Origin of the sequence: Hoeflea sp. CAU 1731 (genome assembly GCF_039888615.1) — a bacterium.
In the GTDB taxonomy this organism is placed as follows: Bacteria; Pseudomonadota; Alphaproteobacteria; order Rhizobiales; family Rhizobiaceae; genus Flavimaribacter.
Genome location: NZ_JBDQQS010000001.1, coordinates 418956 through 433500 on the forward strand (window position 1 = coordinate 418956; position 14545 = coordinate 433500).

Genomic DNA, 14545 nt, shown 5'->3' on the forward strand with positions numbered 1-14545 from the left:
ACGCCATGGCTTCTGATCGCCGGCGGTCGACGGATCGTGTCGCTCTGTGGATTGAACGCATCGCCGCCGTGATGCTGGGCTTGGTGACGCTGATCATCTTCGTATCGGCGATCGGGCGTTACCTGTTTACGGCGCCGCTTCCGGACGCTTTCGATCTTTCCAGGCTGATGTTGGCCGTGGCGATCATATGGGGGTTCGCTTCCGTGGCCTATCGGGGCAGCCACATCAAGGTCGATCTGCTGGCCCACATGTTGCGCCCTGGCATGCGCCGCTGGCTGGACGTGGCTGCATGGACCGTGCTGCTGATCTTTACGGCCGGTCTCGTCTGGAAGATCAGCGGACGGGTTCTGTCGCAATTGACCGGCGGCGAGGTCACCATGGACCTGCGCATACCGCACTGGCCGTTTCTCGGCGCTATCGTTCTCGGCCTTGTCGCGGCGCTGATCATGACGTCGATCCGGATATTGCGCATCTGGCGCTATCACGAGGATCTGGAGGACTACGAGCCTGTTCCCGAGGAGCCTCCGAATGAGTGAACGGGACCTGATCGCGGCAGGCGGCTTCATCGTGCTCTTTGCGCTGATGCTGATCCGCGTGCCGATCGGCGTGGCGATGGGCATCGTCGGCGTCGGAGGTTTCGGCTTGGTTGTAGGCTGGACGCCTGCGCTCAATTTGCTCGCCACGTCGCCGATCCGGACGGTGACCGACTTCAACCTGACGCTCATACCGTTCTTCATATTGATGGGAGTTCTGGCGACGCGTTCCGGCATGAGCCGCGAACTTTTTCGCGCCGCCAACGCCACGCTCGGCTCGTTCAAGGGCGGACTTGGCATGGCGACGGTTGGCGCTTGCGCCGGGTTTTCGGCGATTTGCGGCTCTTCCGTCGCAACGGCCGCGACGATGACCGACATCGCCTATCCGGAAATGAAGCGCGCGGGCTATCGAGACGAAGTGGCGACCGGCGTCATCGCCGCGGGCGGGACGCTGGGCATTCTCATCCCGCCTTCCGTCGTGCTGGCGGTCTACGGCTACATAACGGAGCAGGATATCGGCACCCTTTTCATCGCCGGCATCGTTCCGGGCATTCTGGCCGTCTTCATGTACATGGCGACGGTGCGGCTCTGGTTCGGCGCGAGGTTGCCGGCGGACGCGCCGTTTAGTTTGCGCGAGGCGATTTCGGCGTTGCGCGGCGTGTGGGCGGTGGCGCTTTTGTTCGTGGCGGTGATCGTCACCATCTATTTCGGCATCGCCACGGCCACCGAAGCGGCCGCCGTCGGCGCCGTGCTGACGGCTCTTATCAGCTTTGCGCGGGGCAGGCTCAACGCCGCGGGATTGCTCGAAGGCCTTGTCGAAGCGCTGAGAACTTCGGTGGCGATCTATACCATCCTGATCGGAGCGATCCTGTTTGGATACTTTCTCGCCGTCACGCAGGTGCCGCAAAACCTGACGCGCTTTCTGATTGACCTCGGACTGGGCGACTACGGAACCCTGCTCCTGATCATGGCGCTTTTCGTGGTGCTTGGCTGTTTTCTGGACGCCATGGCCATGATCATTCTCATGGTGCCGATCGTCTTTCCCGTCATCCTGCAACTGGGCTTCGATCCGATCTGGTTTGGCGTGATCATCGTCATGACGGTAGAGCTTGGTCTGATCACGCCGCCGATCGGCATGAACGTCTTCGTCATCAACACGATTGCGCGCTACGTGAAGCTTAGCAGCATTTTTCGCGGCGTCCTGCCATTCGTGGCGACTGATCTCGTACGGCTTCTGATCCTGATCCTGTTGCCTGGCCTGGTGCTGTTCCTGCCGAATTCGATGTAGCGCAGCACTCCGGTATCGTACTCGACGCCATCGAACTCCACTGTCGGGGGAACAGCTTCGCCTTGAAATGCGAGTATGGAAACTTGTATCGCCGGTCATTGCGGACAATTCACGAATAAATATATACCCAACCGAGTATGAAACGTTTCCTGCTAAAGAACGCCATTCGCGGAGAGCGGATCTGGGACAGATTGAAGCCCAGCGGAAAGTTCGATTCCCCCTATATCGATCCCTTTATCGGATACGCGTCACCTGAAGGTCTCCATGTGCGGGGCAGGGTGCTGAACGGATCGCCCGTCGCCGACCTGCCGGCCGACAGTTCAAGGTGGAGCAACTTTCGCAACATGATCGCCCGGTTCATCACCCGCGAAATTCCGGATATCGAGCTCGTGGTGGAGGGGCTGTCGACGACCACGGACGAAGAGGGTTATTTCGCAATCGATCTGCCCGTAGGCGACCGCGAGAGAAAGGCGGTGGAAGCCCACCTGCCGGGTCATGAGGCAAGCGCCAGCCTTCCAGTCGTCATCCCTGGCGTCAATGCAAGGTTCGGCATCATCTCGGATATCGACGATACGCTGATCCGCACGCAGGCCTGGTCACTGAGGCGCAATATCTACAATACGCTAACCGGAAACGTCGCGAGTCGCCAGATCTTTCCGGATTCCGTGGCGTTTCTCCAGGCTCTTCACAACGGCGTCAATCCGGTCTTCTACATCAGTTCCTCGCCCTGGAACTTGCATGCGTTTCTGGTGGAGATTTTCAGTCGCAACGACCTGATACGCGGTCCGCTTTTCCTGCGAGACCTTGGAATATCGGAAGACAAATTCATCAAGGGCTCGCACGGCGAGCACAAGGGGAGCATGATCGACAAGGTGCTGGAGGCAAATCCGTCGCTCCAGTTCGTTTTGATCGGCGACACGGGTCAACACGACCCGGAGATCTATCATGCCGCCGTGGCTCGCCATCCGGATCGCTTTTTAGCCGCATGGTTTCGCGTCGCCGGGCGCGAAGTCGACGCACGCGACCGCCAGTGGATCGAGAAGATCCGCGGCCTGTGCGTTGAAGCGCACGCCACAGAGGCATTCGAGGCGGATCGCGGAGCTGATTTGGTCGCGTTGCAATTGCAGGATACGTAGCAGCCAGCCTGCCTGGTTGAGGCTGTGAATATTAGCGCCGCCTAGAAGTCGAACAGGAACGCCGGACTGTCGACAAGAATGGCCTGGTGATGCCGCTTCGGAATCCAGCCAAGAACAGTGTCCAGAAGCCGGGCGTCGTTTGGATAGTCTTTTGTCTCGCGAATCAGATTGTGCGGCCAATTGGTGCCCCAGATCACGCGATCTGGGGCGTGTTCTGCTATCGCAGAAGCGACGCGGCCGATGTCTTCGTAGTGCGGGCCGCCAGCAAGCGAGGATTCATAGCATCCGGCGAGTTTGAACCAGCAATTGCCGCCGTCAATGAGGCGGCGAAGCGCATCGAAGTTCTTGTCGCCGGGTTCGACGCCCTCAAAGAATTTACCGTGGTGATCCAGTATCCAGTTGCATCGCAGCGCCGCCAGCCGGTCGAAATGATCCAGGATTTGGCTACCGTCGAACTGGACGGCCAGGCGCCATTCGAAAGGCTGGACGGTTTTCTCCATGTCCTCAAGCGTCTCGAGCCCGACTGCGCCGCCGGGAAGATCCATAATTCGTGCGCCGCGCACGCCCGCCTCGTGAAAGCGTTTCAGAGCTTCCGCATCAGTGTGCGGACCAATCGCCACGACGCCGCGCGCAATCGAACCCATCTCCTCAAGGCAAGCGAGCAGATTGGCGTTGTCGCGCTGGTGCGCATTTCCTTGCGTGATCACCACCCGCTCCACGCCGAGCCAGTTCATGACCCGCCGGTATTCGGTCGGTCCCGGACAGCCGGACGGCAGAGGCGGGCCGCCCGGTTGAGCCTCATAGTTCGGCAAGAACATGTGGGTCTGGGTATCAGTCGCGCCAGCGGGCATGACGGTTGCCGGCTTTTCACCGCTCAGTATGCGTTCAAGCATGAGGTTGGCTTTCAATCAGGTCGCGCAGCATGGCGCATTCCTCGATCGTCAGATCAGTCAGCGGTGGTCGAACCGGACCGGCGTCGAACCCGGCAAGCCGGACCCCGGCCTTGATCGCCGAGACGGCGTAACCCTTGTTGCGGTCGCGGATCGCCATGAAGGGGTAGAAGAAGTCATTCAGGCAGGCCTCGATATGCGCATGGTCATTGTTGTGGAGCGCCTCATAGAAGGCGATCGCAAGCTTGGGCGCGAAGTTGAAAACGGCCGAGGAATAGGTCGAGAAACCGGCGCCCAGATATGCTTCGGCAAACAGCTCCGCCGTTGGCATTCCCCCGAGATAGACAAGACGATCCGCCATCGTGGCGGTGATCTGGCGGACCAGCCCAATATCGCCCGAACCGTCCTTGAAGCCGATCAAGTTGGGACAGTCCGCGCAAAGACGCTGCAATGTCGAGGGATGGATGATGCAATTGTCCCGGTTATAGACAATCACGCCGATGGACACCGCGTCGCAGACAGATTTCACATGCCGGTACAGGCCTTCCTGCGAAGCCTCGATGAGGTATTGCGGCAGGAGCAAAACGCCGTCTGCACCGGCGTGTTCAACGCTTTTGGCGATGTCGACGGCTATTCTGGTTCCATAACCACAGCCGGAGATGATCGGCGTTTCGCCAGCAGCCGCCTTGGCCGCGCGAACGACGCCCGGGAGTTCGTCCGGCGCGAGCGAGAAGAACTCGCCGGTGCCGCCGCCGGCAAACAGGGCGGCAGCGCCGAACTGCGACAGCCACTCGATATGTTTGCGATAGGGGGCTTCGTTGAAGGCGCCCTGGTCGTTAAACGCAGTAACGGGGAAGGACAACAGTCCGGAGCCCAAGGCCAGTTTCAAATCGTGCGGTTCCATCATCAAAGCCCGTTGCTCGTGTTGCGCGTAAATTCATGATAGAAGTCACGCACGACAAGTCAACTACTTGTATGATGAATATTCAGATTTGTCCGTCACGCAGAAGCCGCCGATAGCGTTCCTGGCTACCGCGCAGGTGCGTGCGCATCGCTTCGCGCGCGGCTTGTGCGTCGCCGCGCGATACAGCGTCGGCTATGGTCTTGTGTTCGTTCTGGATGAGTTGCAGATACTGGGCGCTGGCGTCTTCCGTCGCGCCGCTCTGCAGGGATGTTCTCGGAATAACCGAATGCCCGAACATCTCAATGATCTCGGGAAAGCGCGGATTGTTCGTGGCGTCCGCTATAGCGAGGTGAAATGCAAAATCCGCCTTCGTTGTGGAGCGTCCGCTTTCGAAGGCCCGCGTGAAATCGTCCAGTCTTTCATAGATTGCTTCTTCCTGCGCCGGGGAGCGGCGACTGGCTGCCAAGGCAGCCGATTCCAGCTCGATTGCGGTTCTGAGCTCAAGGATCTCGATCATCGAAGAGACGCGGCGCGCGTCGATCTGTTGCAGGGAAGGGCCGCTGGACATCTGATTGGCGATGACAAAGACGCCAGCGCCCTGGCGTGCTTCTACAAGGCCGTCGGCCCGCAGGCTTGCGACGGCTTCCCGTACGACAGTCCGCGATACGGCGAACATCTCCGTCAGCTTTGCTTCCGATGGCAGTTTGTCGCCGACGGCGTGGCGGCCGGATATGATGGCCTCTCTGATTTCATCGCAGACGCGCGCAACGAGCGTGCCGGATTTCGCGGTTGCTTTTGCCAAGAATGCAGGCTCCGGTTCAAATGAATTCTATTGGCGGCAATCTATCTTATAATATGTATTGACGCAAATATGATCACATGTATGATGAATTTGGATGCTGATCGCATTTCAAGGGAGGAACAGGATCATGAATATTGCAACTCATATGCGAAGTCTGGCGGTGTCGGCCGTGATTGCTGGCGGAGTGGCCGCCGGACTCGCCGCCCCCGCGCTTGCAGACAACTGGCGCGGATGGAACATACATCCCGCCGGCTATCCAAATTCTGTGGCGATGGACCAGTTTGTGGACGAGGTCAATTCCAAGACGGATGGGCGGGTGACCGCGGAAGTTTTCCACAGCGGAACGCTGGGCTCGCAATCCGACGCTATCGAGCAGACCCGCAACAACGCCCTGCAATTCGCCAACTTCAACATGGGGCCGATGGGCGAGATTGTCCCGGCGACGAATGTGCTTTCGCTTCCTTTCATCTTTACCGGTATTGATCACATGCACACGGTCATGGACGGCGATATCGGCCAGCAGTTTTCCGACGCTCTTGCGGAGCAGGGACTGGTCGCGCTTTCGTGGTTCGATTCCGGCTCACGAAGCTTCTACAACACCAACAAGCCGATCATGAAACCGGAAGACATGGACGGCATGAAATTCCGTGTCATGAACAACAGCCTGTTCGTCGACATGGTCGACAATCTCGGCGGCAACGCCACGCCCATGGCCTATTCGGAAGTCTACCAGGCTCTGAAAACCGGGGTGATCGACGGCGCGGAAAACAATTATCCGTCATTCGAGAGCTCCAATCACTACGAGGTGGCGAAGTTCTATTCGATCACCGACCATCTGATTATTCCGGAATGTCTGTGCATTTCGACCGACGCCTGGGAAGCCCTGTCTGATGAGGACAAGGACATCGTGAGTCAGGCCGCAATCAACGCAGCCGAGACGCAGCGAAAGCTCTGGGCCGAGCGCGAACTCGAAAGCCGCAAGAAGGTCGAAGATTCAGGCGTGGCTATCAACGAGGTCGAGGACAAGGCCGCATTCCAGGGGCATATGGCGCCGGTCTATGATGGTTTCCTGTCTCAAAATCCGGACATGAAGGGCCTGGTCCAGTCCATCCAGGCGACCAACTAAACTAGGTTTATAGCAACGCGCCCGGGTCCAAAGATCCGGGCGTTTTCTTTTGCGGCGGATACAGGCGCACCCTGATGGTGGAAGCGAGCAAGGATAGTTTGACCGACAGCGCCGGTTCGTGGCCGGCGGTTCGCCATATTATCGAACTTGTGGTTTCCGCATGCATGCTTGTCGCCGGAACGATGCTTGTGGTTCTGATCGGGACGATGGGATGGCTGGTGTTCGGCAGATACGCTCTCAACGACACGCCGACCTGGGTGGAACAACTGTCCCTTGTCCTGGTTGTCTGGATCACCTTCCTGGGCGGCGCAGCGTGCGTGTGGCGAAAGTCTCACCTCGGCGTGGATTTCGTTCGTGACGCCTTGTCATTCACCATGCAGATTGTCCTGAGACTGATCGCGTCTGCGCTGATGGCGGCGTTCGGAGTGTGCATGGCGTGGCAGGGCGGCCTTCTGGCCTCTGGCACATGGGCGCGACGCATTCCGATGCTGGAGATTTCTGAGGGCTGGCGCGCTGTTCCGATGGTTATTTCCGGCGGACTGATCGCGCTGTTTGCGATTTTTGAACTTGCGTCACTCGTCAATCACCTGCTGGCCGTTCGGTCCAGGAACATCGGAGACTGACTTTTGGGGCTCATTCTGCTTTTCGGGGTCTTCTTCTTCTCGTTAATCGCGGGCGTGCCTGTGGCGTTCGCGCTCGGTATCGCAACCGTACTGACATTCGTCTATGAGGGGCTGCCATTATTCGTGGCGTTTCAGCGGATTATGTCCGGGATCTCGGTCTTTTCGCTGCTTGCCATACCGTTCTTCATATTCGCCGGAGAACTCATGCTGCAGGGCGGGATCGCGGTCAGGCTGGTGCGGCTCGCCTCGGCTGCTGTCGGCAACATCCGCGGCGGGCTCGGCGTCGTCAACGTCGCGTCATCGATGTTGTTCGGCGGCATATCGGGTTCGGCGGTAGCAGACACCTCCGCCCTTGGCTCGATCATGATCCCGGTCATGAAGGAAAAGAAGTATGACGCGGATTACGCCGTAAACGTCACGGTGACCTCGTCGATCGCCGGCGTCGTCATACCACCTAGCCACAACATGATCCTCTACGCCGTCGCCGCAGGCGGCGTATCGGTATCCAGCCTGTTCATCGCCGGCGTCGTGCCAGGCATACTGATGTGCGTCTGTCTCGCGCTTGCCGCCTATCTGGTGGCCGTTCGGCGCGGCTACGCTTCAGAGGCGTTTCCCGGCTGGCAGGTGCTCGCCATAAGTTTTGTCGTTGCAATTCCCGGCCTGCTGACAGCAGTAATCATTGTCGGGGGCGTGTTGTCCGGCGTCATGACGGTGACGGAGTCCGGCGCCTTCGGCGCGATCTACGCGATCGTCGTGACGGCGCTGGTCTATCGCGAACTGACCTGGGAGCGGTTCATAACGGCGGTGCTCGCCTCGGTTCGCACAACGTCTCTGGTCATGATGCTGGTGGCGACCGCAACGGCGTTCGCCTATCTTCTGACGCTCTACCGGGTGCCGGACACGCTTGCCGCCAGCATCACCAGCATCAGCGACAATCCACTAATAATCCTGCTGCTTATCAATGTCGTATTGCTGCTGCTCGGCATGATCATGGATATGGCGGCGTTGATCCTGATCTGCACCCCGATATTTTTGCCTCTGGCGCGGGACATTGGCATGGATCCCATTCAGTTCGGCATCATCATCATGATGAACCTCGGCCTCGGCCTGTGCACGCCGCCCGTCGGCGCCTGCCTGTTTGTCGGCTGCGTTGTGGGAGGCGTGCGCATGGACCATGTCGTGCGGACGATCTGGCCATTTTATCTGGCGATTATCGCGTCCCTGCTCCTGGTGACCTATGTGCCCGCAATTTCCATGTTCCTGCCAAATCTGATGAGGTGACGATAATGGAGCGATTATTGATAACCGGCGCTGCGGGAGGCGTCGGCGCCACGATACGCAACCGGCTCGATCATCTGGCGCAGCATATAAGGCTGTCAGACATCGAGGCGTTTGAAGCCGAAAGCGTCGCCGCTGAAGTTGTCCAATGCGATCTTGGCGACGCGGAAGACGTGATGGGCCTGGTCGAAGGCTGCGACGGAATCGTCCATTTGGGCGGCGTGTCTCTGGAAGACCGATTCGACAAGATCCGTCGGGCCAACATTGATGGTGTATACCATCTCTATGAGGCAGCGCGCCGCCACGGCGTAAGGCGCATCCTGTTCGCAAGCTCCAATCACGTAGTCGGATATCATCTGCAAACCGAGCGGCTCGACGCCACGGCGACCCTGCGTCCTGACGGGCTTTACGGCGTTTCGAAATGTTTCGGCGAGGCGATGGCCAATCTCTATCACGACAAGTTCGGGATCGAGACTGCGCTGGTGCGGATCGGTTCTTGTTTCGCGGAGCCGAGTGACCACCGCATGATGTCGACCTGGCTCAGCATCGACGATCTTGTTGCGCTCGTTGAATGTGTGTTTCGTGTTCCGCGTCTTGGATGTCCGGTCGTTTACGGGGCTTCGAACAACAGCGCGACCTGGTGGGACAATGCGGGCGTCGGGTATCTCGGCTGGACGCCGCGGTCCAAGTCGGATGACTACAGACAGAAAGTGGCGCTTTCGGCGCAGCGTCCGCTACCGGACGATCCTGCTGCAGTCTATCAGGGCGGGAAATTCACGACCGATCCGATTCACGAATAAGACTCGGCGAGCCAAAGCGTCTCGGCAACAAGCGCGTCGATCCAACATTTTTATGATTATTCATGGATTGTGCGCTGTATACGATTTCGCGCTGGGCACAGGTGTGCTTTATCTGGGGTCTGATTGTGGAATCAGGCGCTCGTCAAAGTCTTCGGAGAAAATCGTCACGATTGCATGAACTTTTGTTTGCCTCGCCTCCGGTAATCGCGGACGAGGCGAAGGCGATGAAAGGTAGAAACATGAAATTTATTGAAACCAGAGAAGAATTGCGGACGGTCTTTCGTGAACCCCATGTGGGCGCCGTGCGCAAGGAAATGAAAACGCTCGATCAGCATGCCAAGGGTTTTCTCTCCCGCAGTCCTTTCGTTGTGATCGGGTCACAGGACGCAGAGGGTAACGCAGACGCCACGCCGAAAGGCGACAAGCCGGGCTTTGTAATAATTCTGGACGACACCACCATCGCCATCCCGGACCGGCCGGGAAACAACCGTCTCGACACCTGGGAAAACGTCGTTGAAAACCCGGCCGTCGGGCTGCTTTTCCTCATTCCCGGGATGAATGAAACGCTGCGGATCAACGGTATCGGCAGATTGACGGCCGATGATGACCTGCGGCAGAAGTTTGCTGTCGGCGAACGACCGGCGCTGGCGGTCCTCGTCGTCGAGATCAAGGCGGTCTTTATGCACTGCGCCAAGGCGTTCATGCGTTCACATCTCTGGCAACCGGACACCTGGCCAGACCGCAATGAAATGCCGACGCTCGGACAGATCATGCGCGATCAACTCGCGCTTGCCGAGAGCGGCGAGGAATTGGACGCCAATCTGGCCGACGGCTACAAGAAAACCATGTGGTGATCGCCCGATCACATGTTACCAGACGGAAGCCGGCTGGTCGCCGATTGTGATCGGCGCGCCGATGGTCAGGCCGCCCAAACTGATCATGAGCCGCCAAATCGGCCCCAACGGGCCAGTCGCATCGGAGATGTTTAGGCTCGGTCAACGGGCTCTTCAAGCCATCGGTCTTCTGTCATTCGAATTGCCGGAATTGACTTTTATTCCGCCAGCGGCTTGAAGGTTCGTCGCCGGCTGGAGATTTTGAATGAAAAAGCTGTTGGATGGGATTTGTATCCTCGAAGTAACGACAATCGTGATGGGTCCCCTGGCGGGACAGATTCTGGCCGATCTCGGCGCTGAAGTCATCAAGCTCGAACCTCCTGACGGCGATCTCGCGCGCTATTCCGGAACTGTTGGTCCGAGCGGCATGGGCGCGCTGTTCGCCAACAACAATCGCAACAAGAAGAGCATCGCAGTCGATCTGCGCAAACCGGAGGGACAGGCTGTTCTGAAGCGCCTGATCAAACACTCCGACGTGCTGCTGCACAATATGCGTCCGAAGGCCGCAGACCGCCTCGGCCTTTCCCTGGAGGCGGCGCGCACGACGAATGACAAGATCATTCACTGCGCGGCGGTTGGTTTCGGAAGCGATGGTCCTTATGCAGGCAGGGCGGCCTATGACGACGTCATCCAGGCTGTGTCCGGCATAGCAGCCTTGCCTCTGGAAATGGGCCGGGAGCCGCAATATGCGCCGACAATCATGGCGGACAAGGTCGCGGCGCTGCATGTTGTTTATTCTATTCTAGCGGCGTTGATGCATCGCGAACGCTCTGGCGAAGCTTGCGCCGTGGAAGTGCCGATGTTCGAAGCGATCACGGCATTTCTGCTCAACGAACATCTCGACGGCGCCAGTTTCAATGAAGACGCCAGGCCTGGCTATGTCCGGCTTCTCAATCCTAACCGCAAACCCTACAAGACCTCTGATGGATGGCTCGCCGTCATGCCATACAGCGGCGCGCATTGGGAAAAGACACTCGCCGACATCGGCGAAGTGGCGGTGATGAAAGAGGCCTGGTTTGCGACGGCGGCAGGCCGCAACGCGAATTCGGAAAAGTTGTACGGATTGCTTGTAAAGGCGCTGCCAGGCCGAACGACGGCCGAATGGGTCGACACTTTCTCCAGACTGGATATTCCACACGCCGTCGTCAATACGATGCAGGACCTTATGCACGACGAGCACCTGCAGGCCGTGGATTTCTTCCGCCCGACAGACGGTCTCGAAGGGCGTTTTCGATCCGTTCCGCAGCCGGTGAAGTTCATGGATGTCGAAGAGGCGCCGGACGGACCGCCGCCGGAACTCGGCGTTCATGCCGATGCGATACTCGCGGATCTCGGTTACTCGGACGAACAGATCGCAGAACTGCGCAAGGCGGGCGTGCTCTCGCGCTAAATTTCGCCGAGGACATGTGTCCTGCCGGGTGTCGTGTCCTTTCAGCAGGAATTTCACACCATGTAAATTGCGCGTAATAATTGCAGGTCGTGATAGGGTGACGCCAATCTGCGATGGAGGCGCCATAATGGCCCATGAGAATCTCGATTTTTTGCGGGGATCCATTACGCCGCTCGTTGTTCCATTCAGGAACGGCGAAGTCGACTATGAGGATTACGCCACGCTCTGCGAATGGCAGATCGAAAACGGCGCCAACGGACTCCTGACGAACGCCACCAGCGGCGAGCACACGACACTGACTATGGAGGAACGGTAGCGGTTGGCGAGCGTCGCCGTCGAAGTATCGGCCGGCCGGGTTCTGGTATGTGTTGGGACCGCATCGGAATCGCATACCCAGACCGCCGAGATGATCCGCCGATACAATGATCTCCAGCCTGACGTGATTGTTATCGTGACGCCGTTCTTCTGCAAGCCGCCGGAGCGGGCAATGGTGGACTATTTCGTTGATGTTATGGCGCGCACGGAGCTGCCTGTCATGATCTATCATATACCGGGTCGGACCGGCGTTCGGCTCACTGTCGATACGATTGCGGCGATCCGGGATCGGTCGCCCAACTTCGCCGGATTGAAGAACACAGACGAATCCACGGGGCTGGTCACAGCGATCCTCAACCGGTATCCCGACATGAAAATCTTTTCAGGGATGGAGCAACCAACGCTTGCGATGATGGCGCTGGGCGTATCCGGCGCTATGATCTCCATTGCCAACGTCATTCCAGACAAGGTCGCCGAGATGTGCAGACTGTTCGACAGCGGAGATATCGCGGGCGCGCGAAAACTGAACGACGAGATGTCGGAGCTCTTTGCGTCGATTGGCTTTGACACCCCGCCCATCACCACCAAATATATGGTCAGGAGGAGAGGCGTTATCTCGCGCAACGAACACAGACTGCCCATGGCGCCGTTGACGCCCGAACTAGAGAAGCGCCTGGACGGCGTCCTCGAACGCGCCGGCTTGCTCTTGTAGTCGGACAGGCGTCTTGCAAGTCATCTTATGGCGATTGGCTCAGCGCTGATTCCGCTCCGTATTCAAATACCGATTGAGCCGACCGGTTCTTCACGATGGGCGGTTTCGACGCTTTGGCTTGAGGATTGAACGCAGAACGCCTGATCTCTTCCTCCTGCCAGAATTTTCGCAACCTACGCGGATGTTGTTCATGTATTCGGCATGCATAGCTCCCGAAAAACCCGGGTCATCGGGATATGCGCTTTCAACACACATATGTTCCGAACGGAATTTGATTGCATAATCGGACCATCTCGGGAAATCCTGCCGGAGGTAACCGGATTCGGTCAGGAGGCAAATAAAACCATCTGCGCCTCTGTTGAGCCCGGGTATGAACACTTCATCATCCACATTCAGATACGCAGACGGAAAATCCAATCCGATTTTTTGAGCAAAGACGATAGTTCCAGACAGTCTCGGATTGATTTCAAGAAGATATGTCTTGCCGTCGCCACCTTGCAAGAAGTCGAGGTCGATACCGCCGCTCCAGTTGAGACGACCGGCGATCTTCCGCATGCAGTCCAACAGCTGCGGCGTTACTGTTTTTGCAGTCGCAAAGGGCGGATTGCCACGAAAGGAAAGCTCATACGGCGTCTGGAAAGCAAAATTCTTTACCACTTCGCCAGCGCGGCAGAATGCTGTCAATCCGACAAAATCTCCGTTGACCACCTCCTGCATTTGGATCTCAGTTCCGGGACGGATGTCTCGCGCTACGGTTCGCAGGACCTTCTCATTGTCAATGCGCGCCACTCCTCTCGAAGCTACGCTGCCGGACTGTTTCAAAAAGAATGGGTACCCCCTCTTTTCCGCGTCCGACATGAGTGTATCCGTATGTGTGAAAACGGTTGCGGGAGTGGAGATCCCCAACTCCGCACACAACTCGGTCGTTCTGTTGCGACTTCTCATGATGCGCACAGCTTCGACGGTCCCGGTTGGAAAGAGATCCGTGTTTGAAGTCTTGGCTTGGGCGAGGGCGGCTATTTCGGCATCCTCGTCTGTTACCGGGATGACGAGATCGATTTTATTTTCAAGAGTTGTCTTGATCAGCAAGTCACTTGCGTCTTCCAGAGACAGTGCGCCGTGAGATGGCGGTATCACGTTGTGCACATATCTGGATCGCGAATTAGGAGATCGCTCACCAAGTCCGGGAACGCTGATACGGTGTCCCCGCCGCCCGAATGATTGTATGCAGGCAAGCGCCGAATGCCAGCCTGCGGTCATGACCAAAATATGCATAAATAACACCCAAAATCGTACTCTTAGCCAATGCGCCAGAATGGCGCTGTGAAATCTGCTGTTGCTGGTACCGTCATCCTGATTCTGCAAGAAAAATAAAGTCCAACATTCCTATATACCTAAAAAATCTGGATAAATTCAGACATCCTACAGATTGTCGTTTGCAGTTCGCTTTGCTGACTGACAAGTTGGCCCGATGCATGTGCAAGGGGTGGATGGCCAACTCCGAGTCGATTGTCAAAGCCAGTCTGAAGAGCCTCGTGTAGACTCCAGCCACCGAGCGGCCAAGCCAATGGCCAATGCGAGAATCTTGAACGCCGTCTTCTACGTGCTGCTCGGCGTAACCGCTGGTCGAATTTTGCCCAAGGACTTCACAGGGATGGCGATGATCTGTCGCTGGTTCCAGCACTTTCGGTGCGAATGTCTGTTCCAGACCACCAATCACCACTTTGTTGTGGCCGATTATTAGCGGATCGTACGCGAAGCCGGTTCGTCGGCAACGTTGATCGGCAGCCAAAGCGTCAAGACTATCGAGACTATCGTCGTTCCGATTGCAAGCGCGGCAAGCGCAACAACCACG

14 protein-coding genes and 1 pseudogene are annotated in these 14545 nt (G+C 57.8%); 11 read left to right on the top strand and 4 right to left on the bottom strand.

All coding sequences use genetic code 11. From position 1 onward, the window contains the following. Positions 1 to 5: 5 nt before the first annotated feature. The 3 genes from AAFN47_RS02030 (at position 6) to AAFN47_RS02040 (ending at position 2957) form a co-directional block, all read left to right on the top strand. The gene (locus AAFN47_RS02030) at positions 6 to 536 is read left to right on the top strand and encodes a TRAP transporter small permease (protein ID WP_499807542.1); all 531 of its coding nucleotides are present in this window, start codon (positions 6 to 8) and stop codon (positions 534 to 536) included. Next, positions 529 to 1821, top strand: a complete 1293-nt coding sequence (locus AAFN47_RS02035) for a TRAP transporter large permease (RefSeq protein WP_499807543.1) — start codon at positions 529 to 531, stop codon at positions 1819 to 1821. Before AAFN47_RS02030 ends, AAFN47_RS02035 begins: the two co-directional genes overlap by 8 nt. Before the next feature lie 137 nt (positions 1822 to 1958). Then, the gene (locus tag AAFN47_RS02040; RefSeq protein WP_499807544.1) at positions 1959 to 2957 is read left to right on the top strand and encodes a phosphatase domain-containing protein; all 999 of its coding nucleotides are present in this window, start codon (positions 1959 to 1961) and stop codon (positions 2955 to 2957) included. Positions 2958 to 2998: 41 nt separating this feature from the next. Here AAFN47_RS02040 and AAFN47_RS02045 read toward each other — a convergent pair whose 3' ends face one another. The 3 genes from AAFN47_RS02045 to AAFN47_RS02055 form a co-directional block, all read right to left on the bottom strand. After that, positions 2999 to 3850, bottom strand: a complete 852-nt coding sequence (locus AAFN47_RS02045; protein WP_499807545.1) for an amidohydrolase family protein — start codon at positions 3848 to 3850, stop codon at positions 2999 to 3001. Further along, positions 3843 to 4751: a 5-dehydro-4-deoxyglucarate dehydratase gene (kdgD, locus tag AAFN47_RS02050; RefSeq protein WP_499807935.1), complete on the bottom strand. Its 909-nt coding sequence runs from the start codon at positions 4749 to 4751 to the stop codon at positions 3843 to 3845. The genes AAFN47_RS02045 and kdgD overlap by 8 nt, the downstream gene beginning before the upstream one ends. A gap of 82 nt (positions 4752 to 4833) precedes the next feature. Then, complete coding sequence (locus AAFN47_RS02055; protein ID WP_499807546.1) at positions 4834 to 5553, bottom strand: FadR/GntR family transcriptional regulator; 720 nt, start codon at positions 5551 to 5553, stop codon at positions 4834 to 4836. Between the two features lie 127 nt (positions 5554 to 5680). On the opposite strand from AAFN47_RS02055, the gene AAFN47_RS02060 reads away from it, so the two are divergent. The 7 genes and pseudogenes from AAFN47_RS02060 to AAFN47_RS02090 all read left to right on the top strand — a co-directional run bounded on the left by AAFN47_RS02060 (position 5681) and on the right by AAFN47_RS02090 (position 12690). Then, entirely contained in the window at positions 5681 to 6679 is a 999-nt protein-coding gene (locus AAFN47_RS02060; RefSeq protein ID WP_499807547.1) for a TRAP transporter substrate-binding protein, read from the top strand. Between the two features lie 74 nt (positions 6680 to 6753). Then, positions 6754 to 7302 carry a TRAP transporter small permease gene (locus AAFN47_RS02065; protein ID WP_499807548.1) on the top strand — a complete coding sequence of 183 codons (549 nt, stop codon included), beginning with the start codon at positions 6754 to 6756 and terminating at the stop codon, positions 7300 to 7302. A 3-nt stretch (positions 7303 to 7305) separates the two neighbouring features. Next, positions 7306 to 8583, top strand: a complete 1278-nt coding sequence (locus AAFN47_RS02070) for a TRAP transporter large permease (protein WP_499807549.1) — start codon at positions 7306 to 7308, stop codon at positions 8581 to 8583. A gap of 5 nt (positions 8584 to 8588) precedes the next feature. Then, positions 8589 to 9380: an NAD-dependent epimerase/dehydratase family protein gene (locus tag AAFN47_RS02075; protein WP_499807550.1), complete on the top strand. Its 792-nt coding sequence runs from the start codon at positions 8589 to 8591 to the stop codon at positions 9378 to 9380. 239 nt (positions 9381 to 9619) lie between these two features. Beyond that, the gene (locus AAFN47_RS02080; RefSeq protein ID WP_499807551.1) at positions 9620 to 10234 is read left to right on the top strand and encodes a pyridoxamine 5'-phosphate oxidase family protein; all 615 of its coding nucleotides are present in this window, start codon (positions 9620 to 9622) and stop codon (positions 10232 to 10234) included. A gap of 244 nt (positions 10235 to 10478) precedes the next feature. After that, on the top strand, positions 10479 to 11663 hold the full coding sequence (locus tag AAFN47_RS02085; protein WP_499807552.1) for a CaiB/BaiF CoA transferase family protein: 1185 nt from the start codon (positions 10479 to 10481) through the stop codon (positions 11661 to 11663). Between the two features lie 127 nt (positions 11664 to 11790). Then, positions 11791 to 12690, top strand: a pseudogene (locus tag AAFN47_RS02090) (dihydrodipicolinate synthase family protein). Between the two features lie 90 nt (positions 12691 to 12780). Here the strand turns inward: AAFN47_RS02090 and AAFN47_RS02095 are convergent. Next, positions 12781 to 14055 carry an ATP-grasp domain-containing protein gene (locus AAFN47_RS02095; RefSeq protein WP_499807553.1) on the bottom strand — a complete coding sequence of 425 codons (1275 nt, stop codon included), beginning with the start codon at positions 14053 to 14055 and terminating at the stop codon, positions 12781 to 12783. A gap of 202 nt (positions 14056 to 14257) precedes the next feature. Here AAFN47_RS02095 and AAFN47_RS02100 point away from each other — a divergent pair, with 202 nt between their 5' ends. After that, entirely contained in the window at positions 14258 to 14434 is a 177-nt protein-coding gene (locus AAFN47_RS02100; RefSeq protein ID WP_499807554.1) for a hypothetical protein, read from the top strand. The last annotated feature ends 111 nt before the right edge of the window (positions 14435 to 14545 follow it).